The 18,898-nt window shown below is 37.3% G+C and carries 21 protein-coding genes, 1 tRNA gene and 1 pseudogene; 18 read left to right on the top strand and 5 right to left on the bottom strand.

The window, feature by feature from the left end; genetic code table 11:
• The first annotated feature begins 85 nt into the window (after positions 1-85).
• On the top strand, positions 86-991 hold the full coding sequence (locus tag IQ237_RS09100) for a hypothetical protein (RefSeq protein ID WP_194054363.1): 906 nt from the start codon (positions 86-88) through the stop codon (positions 989-991).
• A gap of 85 nt (positions 992-1,076) precedes the next feature.
• Here the strand turns inward: IQ237_RS09100 and nadA are convergent, their stop codons facing one another.
• The 4 genes from nadA to IQ237_RS09080 form a co-directional block, all read right to left on the bottom strand.
• Positions 1,077-2,039 (bottom strand): quinolinate synthase NadA, encoded by a 963-nt coding sequence (nadA, locus tag IQ237_RS09095; RefSeq protein WP_194054297.1) that lies wholly within the window; start codon positions 2,037-2,039, stop codon positions 1,077-1,079.
• Between the two features lie 182 nt (positions 2,040-2,221).
• On the bottom strand, positions 2,222-2,428 hold the full coding sequence (locus IQ237_RS09090) for a zinc ribbon domain-containing protein (protein WP_309225746.1): 207 nt from the start codon (positions 2,426-2,428) through the stop codon (positions 2,222-2,224).
• Positions 2,415-3,425: a CpsD/CapB family tyrosine-protein kinase gene (locus tag IQ237_RS09085; RefSeq protein WP_194054296.1), complete on the bottom strand. Its 1,011-nt coding sequence runs from the start codon at positions 3,423-3,425 to the stop codon at positions 2,415-2,417. Before IQ237_RS09085 ends, IQ237_RS09090 begins: the two co-directional genes overlap by 14 nt.
• Positions 3,422-3,760, bottom strand: coding sequence for a hypothetical protein (locus tag IQ237_RS09080; protein ID WP_194054295.1), 339 nt, complete (start codon positions 3,758-3,760; stop codon positions 3,422-3,424). Before IQ237_RS09080 ends, IQ237_RS09085 begins: the two co-directional genes overlap by 4 nt.
• Here IQ237_RS09080 and IQ237_RS09075 point away from each other — a divergent pair.
• The 17 genes and pseudogenes from IQ237_RS09075 to IQ237_RS08990 form a co-directional block, all read left to right on the top strand.
• A pseudogene (locus IQ237_RS09075) lies at positions 3,748-4,038 on the top strand (glycosyltransferase); the annotation flags it as partial. The gene IQ237_RS09080 and the pseudogene IQ237_RS09075 sit on opposite strands and share 13 nt — an antisense overlap.
• A gap of 292 nt (positions 4,039-4,330) precedes the next feature.
• Positions 4,331-4,801: a DUF29 domain-containing protein gene (locus tag IQ237_RS09070; RefSeq protein WP_194054294.1), complete on the top strand. Its 471-nt coding sequence runs from the start codon at positions 4,331-4,333 to the stop codon at positions 4,799-4,801.
• A 15-nt stretch (positions 4,802-4,816) separates the two neighbouring features.
• Positions 4,817-5,242, top strand: a complete 426-nt coding sequence (locus IQ237_RS09065; protein WP_194054292.1) for a DUF29 family protein — start codon at positions 4,817-4,819, stop codon at positions 5,240-5,242.
• A 244-nt stretch (positions 5,243-5,486) separates the two neighbouring features.
• The gene (locus tag IQ237_RS09055; protein WP_194054290.1) at positions 5,487-6,287 is read left to right on the top strand and encodes a Uma2 family endonuclease; all 801 of its coding nucleotides are present in this window, start codon (positions 5,487-5,489) and stop codon (positions 6,285-6,287) included.
• A gap of 51 nt (positions 6,288-6,338) precedes the next feature.
• On the top strand, positions 6,339-6,791 hold the full coding sequence (locus IQ237_RS09050; RefSeq protein ID WP_194054288.1) for a DUF29 domain-containing protein: 453 nt from the start codon (positions 6,339-6,341) through the stop codon (positions 6,789-6,791).
• Between the two features lie 31 nt (positions 6,792-6,822).
• Positions 6,823-7,599, top strand: a complete 777-nt coding sequence (locus tag IQ237_RS09045) for a Uma2 family endonuclease (RefSeq protein ID WP_194054286.1) — start codon at positions 6,823-6,825, stop codon at positions 7,597-7,599.
• Positions 7,600-7,950: 351 nt separating this feature from the next.
• Entirely contained in the window at positions 7,951-8,100 is a 150-nt protein-coding gene (locus IQ237_RS09040; RefSeq protein WP_375539902.1) for a hypothetical protein, read from the top strand.
• A 43-nt stretch (positions 8,101-8,143) separates the two neighbouring features.
• Positions 8,144-8,617, top strand: a complete 474-nt coding sequence (locus tag IQ237_RS09035; RefSeq protein ID WP_194054284.1) for a DUF29 domain-containing protein — start codon at positions 8,144-8,146, stop codon at positions 8,615-8,617.
• A gap of 147 nt (positions 8,618-8,764) precedes the next feature.
• Complete coding sequence (locus IQ237_RS09030) at positions 8,765-9,391, top strand: hypothetical protein (protein ID WP_194054283.1); 627 nt, start codon at positions 8,765-8,767, stop codon at positions 9,389-9,391.
• Between the two features lie 398 nt (positions 9,392-9,789).
• Positions 9,790-10,923 (top strand): ISAs1 family transposase, encoded by a 1,134-nt coding sequence (locus IQ237_RS09025; protein WP_194054281.1) that lies wholly within the window; start codon positions 9,790-9,792, stop codon positions 10,921-10,923.
• A gap of 243 nt (positions 10,924-11,166) precedes the next feature.
• Positions 11,167-11,889, top strand: a complete 723-nt coding sequence (locus IQ237_RS09020; protein ID WP_194054279.1) for a Uma2 family endonuclease — start codon at positions 11,167-11,169, stop codon at positions 11,887-11,889.
• Between the two features lie 79 nt (positions 11,890-11,968).
• On the top strand, positions 11,969-12,514 hold the full coding sequence (locus IQ237_RS09015; RefSeq protein ID WP_194054277.1) for a WcaF family extracellular polysaccharide biosynthesis acetyltransferase: 546 nt from the start codon (positions 11,969-11,971) through the stop codon (positions 12,512-12,514).
• A 197-nt stretch (positions 12,515-12,711) separates the two neighbouring features.
• Positions 12,712-13,641, top strand: coding sequence for a TIGR04168 family protein (locus IQ237_RS09010; protein WP_194054276.1), 930 nt, complete (start codon positions 12,712-12,714; stop codon positions 13,639-13,641).
• A 57-nt stretch (positions 13,642-13,698) separates the two neighbouring features.
• Positions 13,699-13,783 (top strand) — tRNA-Ser (locus tag IQ237_RS09005).
• A gap of 138 nt (positions 13,784-13,921) precedes the next feature.
• Entirely contained in the window at positions 13,922-14,473 is a 552-nt protein-coding gene (locus IQ237_RS09000) for a Uma2 family endonuclease (RefSeq protein ID WP_194054274.1), read from the top strand.
• 556 nt (positions 14,474-15,029) lie between these two features.
• Positions 15,030-16,004, top strand: a complete 975-nt coding sequence (locus IQ237_RS08995; protein WP_194054272.1) for an ABC transporter ATP-binding protein — start codon at positions 15,030-15,032, stop codon at positions 16,002-16,004.
• A gap of 172 nt (positions 16,005-16,176) precedes the next feature.
• A complete protein-coding gene (locus IQ237_RS08990) occupies positions 16,177-17,994 on the top strand; it encodes an ABC transporter permease (protein WP_194054270.1) in 1,818 nt (605 codons plus the stop codon).
• Positions 17,995-18,154: 160 nt separating this feature from the next.
• Here IQ237_RS08990 and IQ237_RS08985 read toward each other — a convergent pair whose 3' ends face one another.
• On the bottom strand, positions 18,155-18,868 hold the full coding sequence (locus tag IQ237_RS08985; RefSeq protein WP_194054268.1) for a Uma2 family endonuclease: 714 nt from the start codon (positions 18,866-18,868) through the stop codon (positions 18,155-18,157).
• Positions 18,869-18,898: the final 30 nt, after the last annotated feature.

The following is an 18,898-nucleotide window of genomic DNA, read 5'->3' as shown; positions in this document are numbered from 1 at the left end:
GTGAAGTTAGTGACAACAGAGTGCAAAATTAATGATAATGAGTTAGTTCATAGGTCAGGGTGCGAGAGTGATCACTCAATCTCAAATGGTAGATAGAATCAACGATATAGCTTGGCAAGCTCATCAAGGCAGCGTTGCCGCTATTATTCAGGTATTGAACGAAAGACTCGTGATGTCTGGTGTCAGAACCAGAGCCATTTTTGCTGATGGTGTGTTACAAATTTTATGTGAAGCGGCTACGGTAGAACAACTTGAGCAGTCTACTTTGGTAGCCAACATCCAGCAAATTTTGGAGTCTATAGCACCGCGTAACATTCGCAAAGTCAATATCAACAGTCGCATTGTGCGGGAAGAGCAATTATTATGGTTAGAGGAAATTAACCGCAATAGCGAAAATCAATTACTTTGGTCACAGGAAATTACTCTATCTCAGCCTAGTCTTTTCCAGCAATTAATTCAAGATTTTACAACCGCCTATACTGAGTTTGGAAAGCCGATTTTACCTAAAGCTCAATCTTTACTAACTAACCAGGATAAAAACAAAGATACAATCAACAAGCTGATCATTGGATCAGTTAGTTTGTGTGCATTACTTTTGGTGGCTGGTTTGTTTGATGAACGTTTGGGTAATTCAATAAAAAATCTTATACCATTGCAAATCTCGCCGTCTGTAAAAACCGCAGGTGAAGTTAAATCCAAAGTATCATCCTCTCATGCTCAAAAAAGCCCTGCTCAATCGGCAAATGATACATCTGATGACAAATTTGCAGATGCAGTGAGACTTGCTAATCAAGCCTCTGCTGCTGGTAAAAAAGCTACAACTTCAACTCAGTGGTTGGAGTTAGCTGCTAGATGGCAAAGGGCTTCTGATTTAATGAGTCAGGTTCCACCTAGTCATAGCCGATATCAAGAAGCAAAAATTCGTACTAAGTTATACAGGGAATATAGTAAAACTGCTGAGAAAGAAGCAGAAAAAATGGGTGATTGGTGACTCAATTTTGGATTTTGGATTTTGGATTTTGGATTGTTTTTCTCAACTCAAATCTAAAATCTAAAATTATTCTGCCTCCTGATGGCTAAACACTCATTTCTAACATCCGTTGCATGGGTTTGAGTGCTGCAAGACGAATATCCTCTGACATAGTAATTTCAGGGGTGCGGTTTTTCATGGCTAAGTACAGCTTTTCTAAGGTATTTAACCGCATAAATGGACATTCGTTACAATTGCAGTTATTCTCAGGAGGTGCAGGAATAAAGTGTTTACCGGGTGCTAATTTTTGCATCTGGTGGATGATTCCTGGCTCTGTAGCGACGATAAACTCATGGCTAGGGCTTTTTTGACAATAATTCAATAAAGCGGCTGTAGAGCCAATATAGCTGGCGTGACGTAAAACGCTGGTTTCACATTCTGGGTGAGCGATCGCCTCAGCTTCTGGATGTGTAGTTTTTAACTCAACTATTTTCCTTTCCGAAAATGTTTCATGGACAATACAGCTACCTTGCCATAACAGCATATCCCGTCCGGTTTGTTGCATCACGTACCGTCCCAAGTTCCGATCTGGTGCAAAAATAATCGGTTGTTCTTTGGGTATTTGCTGTACAATTTTCACAGCGTTGGAACTGGTGCAGATAATATCGCTCATGGCCTTGATTTCGGCAGAGCAATTAATGTAAGAAATTACTAGATGATCTGGGTGTGCGGCTTTAAAAGCTGCAAACTGATCTGGAGGACAACTATCAGCCAGAGAACAACCAGCATTTAAATCTGGTAACAGTACCAATTTATCAGGATTGAGGATTTTTGCGGTTTCTGCCATGAAGTGAACACCAGCAAACACAATCACATCTGCATTTGTCTGTGCTGCGGCTCTTGCTAATTGTAAAGAATCACCTATAAAATCTGCAATATCCTGTATATCTGGATCTTGATAGTAATGCGCTAATATTACTGCGTTGAGTTCTTTTTTCAGATCCTCAATAGCAGCAAATAAATCTAGTGGTAGTTTACCCTGTGGTCGAGCGAGTGTAGTTGTAAACACAATTAAGAACTGCTTTAGATTACAAATTGTTACTTTATGGATTCAATTATAGTAGTTTTTACCAAAAATGGTAGACGGTTGATGGGGGTAATTTATAAGAAAAAAGGCTGAAAACCCTTGAGTTTAAGTTTTGGAGCGTGGCGCAAAAACTTAACCGTCCGATACAAAAAAGCTAACTAATGCTAACAAGAGCCAGCTTTTTCTTCCTGCTTCATCAGTTCGACTACGCTCACTGAACTCCTAGAAGTGTCGGCACTATCTAGTCCACAGGCTAACACGGTCAATCTGACCGCTTCTTGTTTTAAATTCATCGCAGCGTTTAAATCTCTGTCACTCTCAAAGCCACAACTATCACATTTAAACTTTGGCTTACTGTTAATGAACCTCACGTTGGTGGTAATAATAGTTGTAGTAATTGTCTGAATGACGATGCTGTCCATTGGCAACTACGCCTAAAACATTAATGGACGAATTTTTCATATCAGTTAAAGCCTGCTCAAATACAGAACGGTCTGTTTTATCCATCCTGACGATCATCACCGCACCGTCAGTTTGGGGAGCGATGTAATTAGTATCAGCCAGCCCCACAATGGGAGGAGCATCATAAATGACTAAATCAAAGGTATCTTGAAAATGTGCCATCAGTTTTTTCATTTTCCCTGATGAGAGTAACTTAGGTGCATCGGGGGGAATAGGTCCAGAAGTAATGATAGATAATTCATTCATAGCAGGTAGTGGTGTGACTACATTTTCTATGGACATATCCGTAGTAATTAAACTACTCAACCCCCAGAGATTACTTAAATTTGCCAAGGTATGAATATTAGGGCGGCGCAAATCTGTATCTACCAGTAATACTTTTCTCCCCATGGATACAGCTACTTGAGCCAGATAAAAGGCAATTGTACTTTTACCGTCACCTTGCATGGAGGAGGTGATGGTAATAGACCTGATGGGATTATCAGAGCTTAATAATTGTATATTTGTGTAGAGCAGCCTGATGGCTTCGATAAAATTGTTAGCGTAATTGGTATAGTGTCGTTTGGCTACGGTGGCTCTTTGGGTAGTAGTTTCCATCTGCCCATCCGAGTATTGTATCAAAGCATTTTTGAGTTTGAGAGTAGGGGATTTATCCGGCTGCATTTCTTGGTTAAAGGGAATATTCCCTAATACAGGAACTTTGATTCTTTCCTTGAGGCTTAAAGCGTTGTGATAAGTATGATCTAGCTTTTCCAAGAGTAAAGCTGCACCAATCCCTAGGGAGATACTCGCGGCAATTCCCATGATAATATCCCGGATCATAGTTGAAGAGGCTATAGGACTTATGGGTAGGTTAGGTAACCGAATTAATTGCCAACCTTGTTCCGTCTGAGAGGATTGAATCATAAAAAGCGATTCAGACTTTCATTAGCAATACCTAAACGGCGTTGTATTTCTGTATATTCTCGGATGAGGATGGGTAATTGCTGACGTTGTCGTTCTAAAATTCGGCGACTGTTTTCTAGTTGTTGTTGATTAAGTTCTAAGGATCTGAGTAATTTATATGCTTCTGATCGCCTGGTTTGGATATATAGTTCTGATTCTTGCTCAATTAATGGTCTGAGGTTGTTCTGTTTTTCCTTGAGTGTAATTAGGGCGGGGTTTCCATCTTGAAAAACAGCTGATTGTGTGGCAATTTGAATATCTAATTGGCGCAATTCTTCATTTAATGTATTCAGCATTATCATCTGGGAGGCCATTGGCGGTAGTTTGTTCACCCTACTCTAGCTTAAGACAAATAATTACCGAGGCTGAGTGTGGGGCGGCATTTGACCATGGGGATGGTCAGGGACTGGCGGCATTTATCCGTTTATTGCAAACTAACCAAACACTAGCAGAACAGATGGGTAAAGCTGGTCGTGAGTATCTACAATCCCACTTTACACCGCAAATTATTTGCCAACAGTATCTTGAGGTTTTACTGCAAACAGCGAATATTAAAAAGAGTAAAACTTTTTGAAATTACTGCTTGAATTTGTGGTACAATAAAGTTGTGTAATAAAACAAAATAAATCTCCAAAGGAAATAATTCCTAAGAGGATTTTTCATCTCAAGCTTATTAAAAACTAATAGTTACTCTCGGCATAGGCTGATTTTTGTGGAGTGAGCTTTGACGGTCTAATTGATCTCAGTTTCTCCAAACGTAACCTTCCTATTGATTTTGATATTGGGGGGTCGAATTGCAGAAAAGGTGTTACCGCAATCAGAAACGTTCCAAACGTAGAGCTATTTACGAGTATTAGCACTATAGTATGTTAGATTCTAAACAAGAGTTAAATACCTTATACCATCAAGATTTATACCAATGGATAGAAACTACTATTCATAAAATTCAGCATCAGAATTTAGACCAATTAGATTGGGAAAACTTAATCCTAGAGTTAGAAGATTTGGGAAATTCTCAAAAGCATGAATTAGAAAGCCGATTACTAGTATTATTCGAGCATCTACTAAAACTAGCTTATTGGCAGCAAGAGAGAGACTCTAATAGTAGAGGATGGAAAGGTACAATTATAGAACAAAGGAAACAAATCAAAAAACTACTCAAAAGAAATCCTAGTCTCAAATCCTTCTTTTTAGAAATAGTTGCAGAAATTTATCAAGATGCTAGAGACATTACTATTGTTAAAACTGGACTTGAACCGCTAATTTTTCCTTTAGAACCATTCTTTACGGATGAACAAGCTTTAGATGAAAATTGGCTACCTGATGAAATTAAGTAAACCGCTGATGATGATATGGAAGAATTATTACTATTACGGGAATTAATTGAAAAACAAGAATATGATCAAGCTTTAGAAATTGTCAGTCAGCTTGAAGAAATGTCCAGGGAAGATAAATTAGCTAAGATTTATAGCTATGCAGTAATTTTATTAATACACTTAATTAAACAAGAAGCCGAAAAACGTAGCACTCGTTCTTGGGAGTTTTCGATTTATAATAGCAGCAAAGAAATCAAAAAAGTCAATAAGCGAAAAAAATCTGGTGGTTCTTATGCTAATGAAGAGGAATTAAAGGAAATTTTAACTGATGCTTTTGATACTGCTATTAAAAAAGCAGCATTGGAAGCTTTTGAGGGTATATACACAGATAATGAACTTAAACAAAAAATTGATGAAGAAGAAATTAAAGTTAAAGCTATGAGTTTGATTTACAGTAATTGATACAGCAGGAGTCGTAGGGGCGCGGGGAATGCACCTATTCAAGAGTAAAACTGGCTTTGTGTATAGGTTTCAATTTAGATTACGTATCAGAAAATGGTATTCATGATCATATTTGCTATTATTCCAACTTAACAAAAATGCGTGATCATTATCCTCACTGGGATATTACAATTTCCTTAGAAGAGACAAGTGAACAGATAGTTGAATCTTGGCAACAGCGATTAAATACAGGAGATAATTAATAATGTATCAAAGCGATGTGTATAGCAAACCTAGCTATGAACCATTACCTCCTCGACAAACACTGCCAACGATGTATGATTTACCTAGCGAAGATCCAGAGGAACCAGGGTTGCCAGACGAATTTCACCTTTTACAACCACAATTATTGCGTATTACTTTCCGTCCACCTAGTTATGCGGAAGATAATGTATTTACAGGCAGTGACTTAAATTTATACTATGATAGCAAGCATACACAATGGTATAAAAGACCAGATTGGTTTGCGGTATTAGGGGTATCCCGTTTTTATGAAGAAACAGAACTGAGATTAAGTTATGTGACTTGGTATGAAGGAACATATCCCTTTGTGGTGGTAGAACTAATATCTCCAGGAACAGAAAACGAAGACTTAGGGAGAAATTTACGGGAAGTTAATCAACCACCAAATAAATGGACAGTATATGAGCAAATTCTGAGAATCCCCTATTATTTTGTTTATAACCGTTATACTGACGAATTTAACTGTTTTGGTTTAGTAATGAACCGTTATCAACCGCTATCTGTGAATGGATTAGGGGTATGGTTAGAAGAAGCAGAATTGGGTTTAGGATTATGGGAGGGAGAATATCAAGGATTAACTAGACAGTGGTTACGTTGGTATGATAAAGATAATAACTGGTTGCCTACTCCAGAAGAAAGAGAAAAGCAACGGGCTGAACAAGAAAAACAACGGGCTGAACAAGAAAAACAACGGGCTGATTTAGCGGAAGCGGAATTAGCTAAATTAAGACAGTTTCTAGCAGAAAAAGGAGTAAATTTATAGGGTTTACTGGGGTTCAAACATCAATATTTAAACTGTAATTGAGTTAGTAAAATGCCACCTAGACAAGCAATTTACGAGATTTATGAACAAGATTATCCTGAGTGGTTAGAGATTACCCTTAACCAACTACAAAATCAGGATTTAGAAAATATTGATTGGGAACATTTAATTGAGGAAATCACCGCATTGGGAAGCGAACAAAGACGTAAAGTAGAAAGTTATTTATTGAGACTTTTAATTCATCTACTATTGTATAATTATTGGAGTTCAGAAAAAGATTGGTCAGGGAGAGGTTGGGAAAAAGAAATTGATAACTTTAGGCTGGAATTAGATTTATTATTGGAGTCTAAAGTTCTTTATAATCATTGTGAGAAAGTTCTGGATAAAATTTACAGTAAAGCTAGAAGTAATGCTATTCGTAAATCTGAACTATCTCCGGCAATTTTCCCTGAAAATTGTCCTTATTCATTAACAGAAATTCTTAATCCTGAATGGTTGCCATGATTATAAAAGTTATAGATCAACAATAAAAACCATGTATCAACCCCAAACGATAATATCCCTTCCCAAAGAACAATTACCTACCATGTATGATCTTCCTAGTGAAGAAATAGGAGATCCTGGTTTGCCCGATCAATATCATTTTTGGCAAGGGGAATTTCTGTCAGAAACCTTTATTCCGCCTAACTATCCTTCCAATCAGGTATTTGTCGCCTGTGATCTCAATCTCTACTATAGTCTAGAACAACCCCTCTGGTATAAACGACCTGACTGGTTTGCTGTGGTGGGAGTAGATCGCTTTTATCAACAAACAGAACCCCGTTTAAGTTACGTTATTTGGCAAGAAGACGTAATACCCTTTGTTATCGTGGAATTACTATCTCCAAGTACCGAAAAAGAAGATTTAGGATTAATTAGAAGTAAAAAAGGTAAAACACCCTATAAATGGCAGGTTTATGAAGAAATATTACAAATCCCTTACTATGTAGTATTTGATGGTCATAGTAATCAATTAAGAATCTTTAAATTAATTAATGGACGTTATCAAGCTCAGGATGTTTCTAATGGGGAATATTGGTTTGAAGAAATCCAATTAGGGTTAAGATTGGTATTTGGTAAATATCAGGATTTAAACAGACTTTGGTTACGTTGGTGCGATCGCACTGGAAATGTTATTCCTACTCCAGTCGAAAGGGAGAGACAACGGGCTGAAGCTGAAAAACAACGAGCAGATCAAGCTGAGTTAGAAAATGCTCGCTTGAAAGAATTGTTACGTCAAGCAGGTATTAATATTAATGGAGGTTTAACTTAACTATCAATATAAAAAGTCGAGTCGCTAGTTTATTGAAGGTAGGAATATATTTTCATTCTGAATTGACAGGTAAAGATAAGATTAGACATCTGGTGAAAATTAAATGTGCGTTTCCTAAAACCCTTGTAGGGAAAATTCATGAATTGTCCCTACATTAATTACCACCAGATGTCTAGCAAAATTCGCCGGCAGTTTTAATAATTAATTGGCGTTAGTAGTTTTACTTTTAGTAAGTGGAATTTGGTATTTTCGGAAAATGGAACGGACATTTGCAGATGTAATTTAGTTTGTTAGACTTAAAAAAATTCCGGGTGAGGATTATGGGATGGAGAATATCAAGGATCAAGAAGATTGTGGTTACGTTGGTATGATCGAGAAAATAATTGGCTACCAACACCAACAGAACAAGAAAAACAACGGGCTGACTCTGCTGAATTAGAATTAGCTAAATTACGCCAATTTTTATTGGAACAAGGTATTAGCTTACCTAATGATCAATAGGGTTGAAAAATTGTTCGGCAAGCAGGTAATCATTACTAGTTTTATGTCTAAATCACCTCTCTACAAAACAGATTTCATGGATTGGTTGACTCAACAAAAATTAGCCTTGGCTAGTCGAGATATAACAGCTTTGGATTGGGAAAATTTGGCAGAAGAGTTAGATGCTATGGGTATTAGTGAAAAAAATGAGTTAAAAAATCGGTTAATAATTTTATTAACTCATTTACTAAAATGGCAATACCAATCTTCTAAACGTTCTATTAGTTGGTTTACCACCATTGCTAACCAAAGAGATGATTTACAAGATTTACTAACTGAAAAACCAAGTTTAAAACAATATATTCCTGATATTTTACCCAAAGCTTATCGAAATGCCAGGAGGGAAGCATCGGCAGAAACAGGTTTGGTATTAAGTACGTTTGCAGAAATTTGTCCCTATGATATACAAGAGATATTAAGTCCTGAATTCTTGTGTAACACGACAGATGATTTTGAAAAAGCTATAGTAGGAAGCTAATCAATCATATATCAGATAAATCCACCATTATCTTTCTCTGAAACTTGTTCTTATTTTTTAAGAGAAATTATCAATCCTGAATGGTTTCCATCATAATGATCTTTATAAACTCAGTCAGGATATTAAGCAGAATTAAGGTTATGAGAAATGGCTTACAGTGACTTTAGTTTAGACAGAATCAGTAAAACATTTGGCATTGATATTGAAGAAAGAACAAATGTTTTTACTTCCGACAACCAGTTAACAGTTGATAGTTTTTTTATCAAATATCTGCAAAATAACATCCCCTTAGCTCAAGCAATTAGTACAGAAAAAGCCAAATCAGAAATGATTATTGCACCTGTTTTAATTGAAGTAAGAAGATTATTAAAGAATAAAATTAGTTTATTCTCAGGAATTGATTTTAATGTTAATATTGAGCAAGGTTTAAATGGATTTTGCGATTTCTTAATTGGTCTATCATCTCAGCAGTTATATGTAACATCTCCTGTAATTGCTGTGGTTGAAGCAAAAAATGATAATCTGAAACAAGGATTCGCTCAATGTATTGCAGAAATGATTGCTGCTGCTCAATTAAATCAATCGGAGGGAAATAATATTGAAAATATTTATGGTTGTGTCACGAATGGTAATCAATGGGTATTCTTGCAATTAACTAATAATCTAGTAGTAGTTGATTTAGATGAGTATTATATAAATCAACCAGAAAAAATTATTAGTGTATTTGTGAGTTTAATTAAGTCAGAGTTAGAGTCTAATCGGAAACAAAGCTAGTTTTTGAAAGCCTTATTCCTACGTAAGAGCTTAATCCATAAATTACCAAGCTAAAATTAGATTTAGTAGAAGCAATTCTGGTAAACAAATTTAACGAAGTAAGTATAGAGGAGATTCAGAAAATGCTAAATCTCAGAGAAGCAGATGTAACTCAAACCCGTTTTTATCAAGAGGTTTTATTAAGAGGTGAGAAAAGCGGTGAAGCCAGGGGAAACGCATCTAATTGAATTTGACAAAATACAACTTATATGAATACCGAAAAAGGGTGATATTAACAATATAATATAAAGTTGGTAAATGTATGCAAAGAAAATTGGATGGTAAATTCATTTCCAGAAGAATCAATAAAATAGGGTGAAGTGGTATTCTGAATTAAAACAAAGAGAGAAGATCGGGAAATGAAGCTACCACCAAAAATTACAATTGCAGATCATTTTAAAGATTTAGAAGATAAGAGAGTTGAACGGACAAAAAGACATAAATTAATTGATATTGTTACCATCGCTATTTGTGCAGTAATATGTGGAGTCGATAGTTGGGTATTAATGGAGGCTTATGGAAAAAAGAAAGAAAAATGGCTAAAAAAATTTTTAGAACTGCCAAATGGGATTCCATCCCATGATACATTCGCCAGAGTATTTGCAAGAATAGAACCGCAACAATTTCAGAACTGTTTTTTGAGTTGGATAAAATCAATAAATAAAATTACAGAAGGGGAGGTCATAGCAATAGATGGTAAAACATTAAGGCATTCCTACGATAAAGGAAAGGAGAAAGGAGCTATTCATATGGTGAGTGCATGGGCAACAACTAATAGCTTAGTATTAGGACAATGTAAAGTAGATGAAAAATCAAATGAAATAAGAGCAATACCGGAATTAATTAAAGTATTAGATATAGCAGGATGTTTAGTAACGATTGATGCAATGGGATGTCAAAAAGAGATTGTTAAATCAATTGTAGAGAAATCGGGGGAATATATTATTGCACTGAAAAAGAATCAAGGTAATTTATATAAAAATGTAGAAGAAATCTTCAAAGAGGCTATAGCTAAAGGATTTGAAGGATTTAAACATAGTGAATTTCATACAAAAGAAGATGAACATGGAAGAGAAGAAATACGTAATTATCTGATGTTATCAGACATAAAAGAAAGGATAGATATAGAGAATAAATGGGTAAATCTTCAAAGCATAGGAATGGTAGAATATATACGAAAAGTCAATGGAGAAACCAAGGTTGAAACCCGTTATTATATTAGTAGTTTGACAGGTAATGCGAAATTATTAGGACAATCAGTCCGTAGTCATTGGGGAATAGAGAACTCATTGCATTGGATTTTAGATGTAGCGTTTAGAGAAGATGATTGTCGGATAAGAAAGGATAATGCACCACAAAAATTTGCAGTTATTCGTCATATAGCAGTTAATCTTTTAGGAAAAGAAAAAAGCCAAAAACTAGGAATTAAAAGTAAGCAGTTTTGTGCAGGATGGGATGATGAATATTTAGAGAAGATTTTAGAATGTATCTGATAAAAGTCAGAAAATATAGACAACCATAAATCAATATCAACAATTTATTTTTCTGTTGATTATGCAATAGAATCTAGCTTTTTTATGTCCAAAAATATGATATTAATATATAGAACTGAACTGGCTAAATTTGTTATCACAAATAAATAATTACCCTAAATTTATTCAAGTTTTAGGATATTAATAAAGGAATTAATCAGATTTTGAATAAAATTAGATATTTTTCCATCTTGATGCACTAATATGATATTTTGTCAAGATAATTTAGATGCGTTTCCCCTGCAACCCCTCCTGGCTGCGGCTTTGCGAGAATCTTTAGAACTGGCTGGATTAATCTTAGAATCCATGCTCATTGCCTCCAATTTTGGGCTATGCGCCACCGTGGGCGACAAAACTATCGTCAAAGCCCCGGACTGGGTTTATATACCTGTAGCTCATCCCCTCCCAGAGGGGGAAGTCCGCCGCAGTTATACCCCCCACGCCGAAGGAGAACCCCCCGCCATTGTCATGGAATTTATCTCCGCCACTGAAGGGGGAGAATATTCTATTAATCCCCATTATCCCTATGGTAAATGGCATTTTTACGAACAAATTTTAAAAGTGCCTGTATATGTGATTTTTCATCCTCAAACCGGAACCTTAGATGTTTATCATTTAACAGACGGTAAATACCAGCAACAATCCCCAGATGAACAGGGAAGATTTTACCTGGTAGCATTAAACCTGTTTTTGGGTGTATGGAGAGGTAAAAAGGCAGAAATGGTAACCTTTTGGTTGCGGTGGTGGGATGAATCCGGTAATTTGCTTCTTTGGGGTTCTGAATTATTAGAACAAGAACGCCAAAGGGCTGAACAAGAACGCCAAAGGACTGAAGAAGAACGCCAAAGGGCTGAACAAGCCGAAGAGAAAGCCGCTAAATTAGCAGCAAAACTGCAAGAAATGGGGATTAATCCCGAAGCAATTTAAGGCGCGGAAATCCCTCCTATTGTGGATGGTCTCAAGTCCTACCGGAACCAGCTTTAACCCTCGTCTTCCTATTCCGAATATGCGATTAGATAACTACAGTCTGGGTAACTATACCCCTGGGGTTTCCTACTGGAAACAAGTCTTGTGGTACTTCCTCGGTTCACCTTTAGTTGAAAGTTCTTGGTTACCCATCTCATCAGTCAAAGTGCAGATACTCCGCATTTTTGGAGCTACTATTGGTCAAGGTGTGCGCCTCAAACCAAAAGTGCGGGTAAAATTTCCTTGGCGCTTAACTGTCGGTGATTATGTGTGGATTGGTGAAAGTGCTTGGATAGATAACCTAGCTCATGTGACCATAGAAAGTCATACTTGCATATCTCAAGATGTCTATCTTTGCACAGGTAATCATGACTGGAATCACCCTGATTTTGAATTAAAAATTGCCCCAATTTATATTGAGAAAGGTAGTTGGATTGCTGCTAAGTCAATAATTGGCCCTGGGGTGACTGTCGGTAAAGGTGCTGTATTAACTCTGGGTGGAGTAGCTGTTAAATCATTAGCATCAATGACAATTTATGCAGGAAATCCTGCACAAGCCATTAAGCCTAGAAAGTTATATGATTGAGGCTTGACCATTCCTACCTTTAACAGGTAGCCAAACATCCGCAAAGGACGCAAAGTACACAAAGGGAAGAGAGTTTCAGAGGGTTTTTGGTGTGGCTGCGTTTATTTTTTCGTTCATTGGGATGCTCCCAATTTATTTCCAAATGGGGTAGAGTTTCTTATCCTGATATATATATGGATATGGCTTTTTAAAGTGGCATGACCAGTCAGAAAACTCAATCAAAACCTGTGAAAATCGCTGTAGTTGGCGATGTTCACGACCTATGGGAAGTAGAAGATGGTATCGCACTCAAACATCTGGGTGTTGACTTAGTGCTGTTTGTGGGAGATTTTGGTAATGAGTCGGTGGAGGTGGTAAGAGCGATCGCATCCCTGGATATTCCCAAAGCAGCAGTAATGGGCAACCACGACGCATGGTACACTGCCACTGAATGGGGACGGAAAAAATGTCCTTATGACCGCACCAAGGAAGACCGAGTACAGGAACAACTAGATTTATTAGGATCTGCCCAAGTTGGTTATGGTAAATTGGATTTTCCAGATGGGAATTTAACAGTAGTGGGTAGTCGTCCTTTTACTTGGGGTGGATCAGAGTGGAGATTTGCTGATATCTGTAAACAACGGTATGGTGTCAGCAGTATGGAAGAGTCAGCAGATAAAATCGTGCAAGCGGTGAAAAGTGCAGCTTGCGAGAATATTATTTTTTTGGGTCATAATGGACCGACGGGGTTAGGCGATCGCCCTGAAGACCCCTGTGGTAAAGATTGGCATCCTATCGGTGGTGACTTTGGAGATCCTGACTTAGCAGCAGCGATTTCTCAAAGTATCAATATGAACAAAACAGTTTCCCTGGTGGCTTTTGGTCATATGCACCGTAATCTGCGCCATACTAAGAAGGTGCTAAGAAAAGCCCTATTTAGAAGCCCAGAGGGAACAGTTTATTTAAATGCGGCGAATGTACCCCGAATTGTGGCAGAAAATGGGGGAAAACGGCGTAATTTTTCCCTAGTTGAGTTAGAGGGGGGTGTGGTAACAAAAGCTTCCCTGGTTTGGGTGGGTGATGACTTCCAGGTGGTATCAGAAGAAATTTTTTATAATTCTTCTACTTTAGTAGTGCCAACGGCGTAATTATAGGCTATACTGTTATCTGTCGGTTTTTGTGTTTAACAAGCTGACAGACAATATGGAGAGGTGGCAGAGTGGTCGAATGCGTCCGACTTGAAATCGGATGAGGCAAAAACCTCCGGGGGTTCGAATCCCCCCCTCTCCGTTGATTTTATTGAATATTTCTTGCCGTCACCCGATTTCAATCGACAGTATCTACATAGCTGATGCTAGAAGATACTGAGAGGTCATCTAAAAAATGTCAAACTGAGAATAGCTAAACAAAATCATATACTCAAAAATCATGTACCTGACTCCAACCAAATGGACAACAGAAGAATATCACCGCATGATTGCAACAGGTATCTTGGATAACCGCCCTGTAGAATTACTCAGAGGAGAAATTATTGAAATGTCACCAGAAGGAGAACCTCACGCTTATTTCAGCAGTGAAGCGGGAGAGTATTTAATTAAATTATTAGCAGAAAAAGCTACTGTTCGTTTAGATAAACCTATTACTTTACCTAATAATTCTGAACCTCAACCTGATATTGCTATTGTCCAACGCTTAGGACGTGAATATTTACAACATCACCCTTACCCAGAAAATATTTTATGGTTGATTGAATATGCAGATTCTAGTTTAGAGAAAGATTTAGAAGTAAAAAGTAAAATCTATGCTGAAGTTAATATTGCTGAATATTGGGTAGTTAACTTAAAAAGAAGAACTTTAATTATTTTTCGTGAACCCCAAGATGGTGAATATGCATCAAAATCAACGCTAACATCTGGAACTATTTACCCCCTTGCTTTTCCAGATATGGCAATTTCTGTTAATGCCATTATTAGTAATTAATTGCAAATTTCACTTCTATATCCGTAATACCAATTCTGGATGAAGATGCGCCGACTTATATAACGAACCGCAAAGGACGCAAAGAACACAAAGAAAGAGCTTGTCCTAAGTTGACAATTTCATAGACAAAACTATACTTATATTGACAAAAATCAATATATTTTCCGGAAAAAATCAACTACTTGATATATAATACGGTGATATCAAGTATTGAATTGAGACTATTGCCGACGCGAAAACCAAGCAATGATGGTGGTAGTCTTTTTCAGAAACTTAATTGGAACACAATCGCGTTGGGCTACAGCGTGAAGGTCTACAGAGGGATAACCGCTCCCATGCTCCCGTTGAAGTAGAAAGTAAAGTCTAGCTTTGTCTAGGTTTTATATAGCAGATAAAGAAATTTAGCGCAGATTCATAAAGAAACGGTATAAGTAATACAATTTATACCTGAATACCGAAAACCTCTCCTCCCAGTTTCAATTTCCGAAACGAGAGCTATAACTGCTGTAGAAACAAGTTAGCTTAACTGTTAAACACAAGCCGCACCCCAGCAGCTATGGTAAAAGAAATAGCAATTCGCACCACTGGACTAACTAAGCAATTTGAACGCCACGTTGCTGTCAATGATGTGGACTTAGAAATTCAGATGGGCGAAGTTTACGGTTTAATAGGTCCTAATGGTGCTGGTAAAACAACCTTAATACGGATGTTAGCCGCAGCAGAAGAACCAACTACGGGTGAGATTTATATTAATGGCGTTCGCGTAGCGGGTCCTTCGGACCATCGCTTGTTACGTGATCACAGTAACCCCACCCTCAAACGTCGTCTTGGTTACTTACCTGATGACTACCCACTGTATGAAGATTTAACTGTTTGGGACTATTTAGATTATTTTGCCCGTTTATACCGCTTACGAGAACCACGCCGCACTCAACGCTTACATGAAGTTTTAGAACTGATCCAACTGGGTAATAAACGCAATAGTTTGATTTCTACTCTGTCACGGGGGATGAAACAGCGTTTGAGTTTAGCCCGCACTATCATCCATGAACCGATTTTACTACTTTTAGATGAGCCAGTTTCTGGACTTGATCCCATTGCCAGGATGCAGTTTCGGGAAATTATCAAAGCTTTGCGAGAAGCGGGGATGACAATATTAATTTCTTCCCACGTTCTCAGCGACTTAGCGGAATTATGTACTTCCGTGGGCATTATGGAACTAGGTTTTCTCGTAGAAAGTGCCTCACTGCAAACATTGTACCAACGTTTAGCCCGACAGCAAATTTTTATCTCAACTTTGGGCAACATAGATGTATTGGTGAGAGAAATCAAAAATTATCCTTTGGTAGAAGAATGGGAGGTAATACACAGCAAAAATAGTGTGCGGGTGAACTTTTCAGGAACACAAGAAGAAACTGCTGAATTATTGCGATCGCTCATCAGTACAGGTATTCCTTTAACTGATTTTCACTGCACCCAAGAAGACCTAGAAACTATTTTCCTCAAATTAGGTCACAAACAAGCATCTTAAAAAAAGGAGTTCAGGAGTCATTCGATTTTAGATTTTGGATTTTGGATTGATTCAACATATCAATCAGGAGTATTTTGAAATAAAGAAATAATTAGTCATAATCATTGCCTACAATCCAATATTTCCACAATAAGTCAATAAATCTCAATTTTAATTTTTGGAGATTTTTTCTATGTCAATCAATTTTATCGACCGAGTAGGTGAATGGAATCCTCAACTTTTCCGAGAACTGAAAGGAAGACTTAAACCTTTTAATGTCTTATTTGCTGTTGTCTCTTCCTTATTATTGCAACTGGTAGTTTTTCTGTTTCAACTACGAGAATATCCTGGTGAAGAATATTCTTTAATAGGTTCTTACTGTCGTCTAAGTCCAATATTGCAACAGCAAGAACAGCAGCTTTACCAGCAACAATCTCTACTCAATCAAAAATTATCTAATTATCGACAAATTAAACTTTCAGATTCCAGCATCATTACTAATTTAGAGGCGCAGATTCAGCAAGTTGATACACAACTCAGTCACCTGAGAGATCAGTTATCTAAAGGTCTTTGTCCTGCCGGCGAAATTGACTGGCAGATGTGGTGGCGAGATCATTGGGAATACACTTTTTTAGCATTTAGTGTAATTTTTATTTTTACACTATTAATTGCTGGAACTTATTTACTGATCAGCGATTTAGCCAAAGAAGAACAAAGAGGTACACTCAATTTTATTCGCCTCAGTCCCCAAACTGAAACCAGTATTTTAACTGGAAAAATGTTAGGAGTACCAAGTTTAATTTATCTGTTTGTACTCACTGCTATTCCTCTACATTTCTGGGCTGGACATTCTGCCAATATCGCCTCTAGCTACATTCTCAGTTACTACGCTGTAATTATAGCTTGTTGCGGTTTCTTTTATAGTGCTGCACTATTATTTGGTTTAGTCAGTCGCTGGTTTAGTAGCTTTCAACCTTGGCTGGGTAGTGGTGGAGTTTTGTTATTCTTGTTTATGACAATGATCATGGCATCTAGTTCCTATAGCAATGACTTCAATAACCCAGGTGCTTGGTTTAGATTTTTTAGTCCTTGGGATATTACCAATTATTTATTCCCAAATCTCTTCCGTATGTATAACGGTTCACCATTAGAAATTTGGCAATTTTTCTACTTACCAATAGGTAAAAATTTAGCAAGTTTAGTAGGATTTTATTTGCTGAATTTTGGCATTTGCAGTTATGGGTTATGGCAAGCAGTAAAACGTAATTTGCGTAATCCCCAAACTACCATCTTGAGTAAAGGACAAAGTTATTTATTTCTGGCTTTTACTCAGTTGATGTTTGTAGGTTTGACTTTGCAAAAAACAGAACCGAGAGCAGAGTTAGTGATGTATATGTTAGTAGTCATAAATGCTGCTTTCATATTCGGTTTAATTTTGATTCTCTCCCCTGTGCGGCAAAATATCCAAGACTGGGCAAGATATCGCCACCAAAATAATAGAAATCAATCTCTTTGGCAAGATTTAGTTTGGGGTGAAAAAAGTCCAGCTATTTTAGCAATAGCAATTAATTTAGTGATAGCTGTCACACCTGTAATTATTTGGATGGCTATTGCTTCAGAAAATCCAGAGATCAGCTATTTTGGTAAAACTAAAGCATTATTAGCAGTAGCTTTGTCTATCAGTTTAATGTTGATTTATGCCAGCATTGCTCAGTTAATGTTGTTGATGAAAAATCAAAAGCGTTATGTATGGGCGGTTTTGACTATCATAGCGGCAATTTCTTTACCTCCAATTATTCTTTCTGTCTTGGGTTTAGAACCCTACAAAAATCCTGCTGTATGGTTGTTTTCTACCTTCCCTTGGGCGGGTATTGAAAAATCTAGTATGACGACGATTTTTATGGCGTTGTTAGCTGATTTTACTGTTGTTGCCTTGTTAAATTGGAAGTTGAACAAACAAGTACAGGTTTTGGGTGAGTCTGCAAGTAAGGCTTTATTAGCAGGGCGTTAGGTAATTTTATACTGGGCTGGTTTATACTGGGCTGGGAGTAAAGTGGTTGCAGTTCACCAACACCCAGCCATCTATAATGACTTTGAGGAGATGTTAGGTAGGAGGAAGGGCGGGCAAGATGCCCACCCCACAAGCATGATAGAATTTATAGAGGATGTTTTTATATTTCTGGTTCAACACCTAAAGCACGTAGTTGGGCGATAAGGCGATCGCTTTTTTGCCTTTCTTGTTCGGCTCTTTCATCACCATCCAATAATAAATTACCATCTAAATCCCACCAACGTAACCAAGGTAATTCTACATTTTGATATTCACCCTGCCATAAACCTATTTCAACACCCATCGGTGTAATTGGATAATGTCCCCGTTCATTTACTGGTAATAACTGATATTGTCCACCAATTAATTCATAAACTTCTAGATTGGCTTTAGTCACTTCATAAATACCATAAAAAGCGGGTTTAATTACCTGTTCATAAATCCAAAATTTACCCTGCCAAGGCGTTTTATCTCGTTCTTCTTCACCATTTCCAGAAACAAATTCTAAGGCAATTAATGGTGAAATATATTCTTGCCAAAGGACATAGGAACGGCGAAATTGACCATTTAACAAAGGTGGAACATTGGGAACATAAAACCAATCAGGAGATTCTGCACCGCGTTCTGGGGGGTCAGTAATACGCCAGTAAATACCGCAATCTTGACCTATGGTATATTGTCCTTCGGGATGACGTTTTTGTAATACTGGTTTGATGGACTGGGTTAGTAGAATGCTTTGGGGATGTTTTTGCCAGTTTGTACCATTAATTTCTGGGAGTTGGGTATGATCTGGGAGACTGGTTTCTGTGTAGGGGCGGTTGGTTGCAGAGGTCATGGTGTCCTCGCTGGTTGTGAGGTTTGTTTT

Source organism: Sphaerospermopsis sp. LEGE 08334, from assembly GCF_015207205.1.
Classification (GTDB): Bacteria; Cyanobacteriota; Cyanobacteriia; order Cyanobacteriales; family Nostocaceae; genus Sphaerospermopsis.
This window is presented reverse-complemented; position numbering and strand designations above follow the sequence as displayed.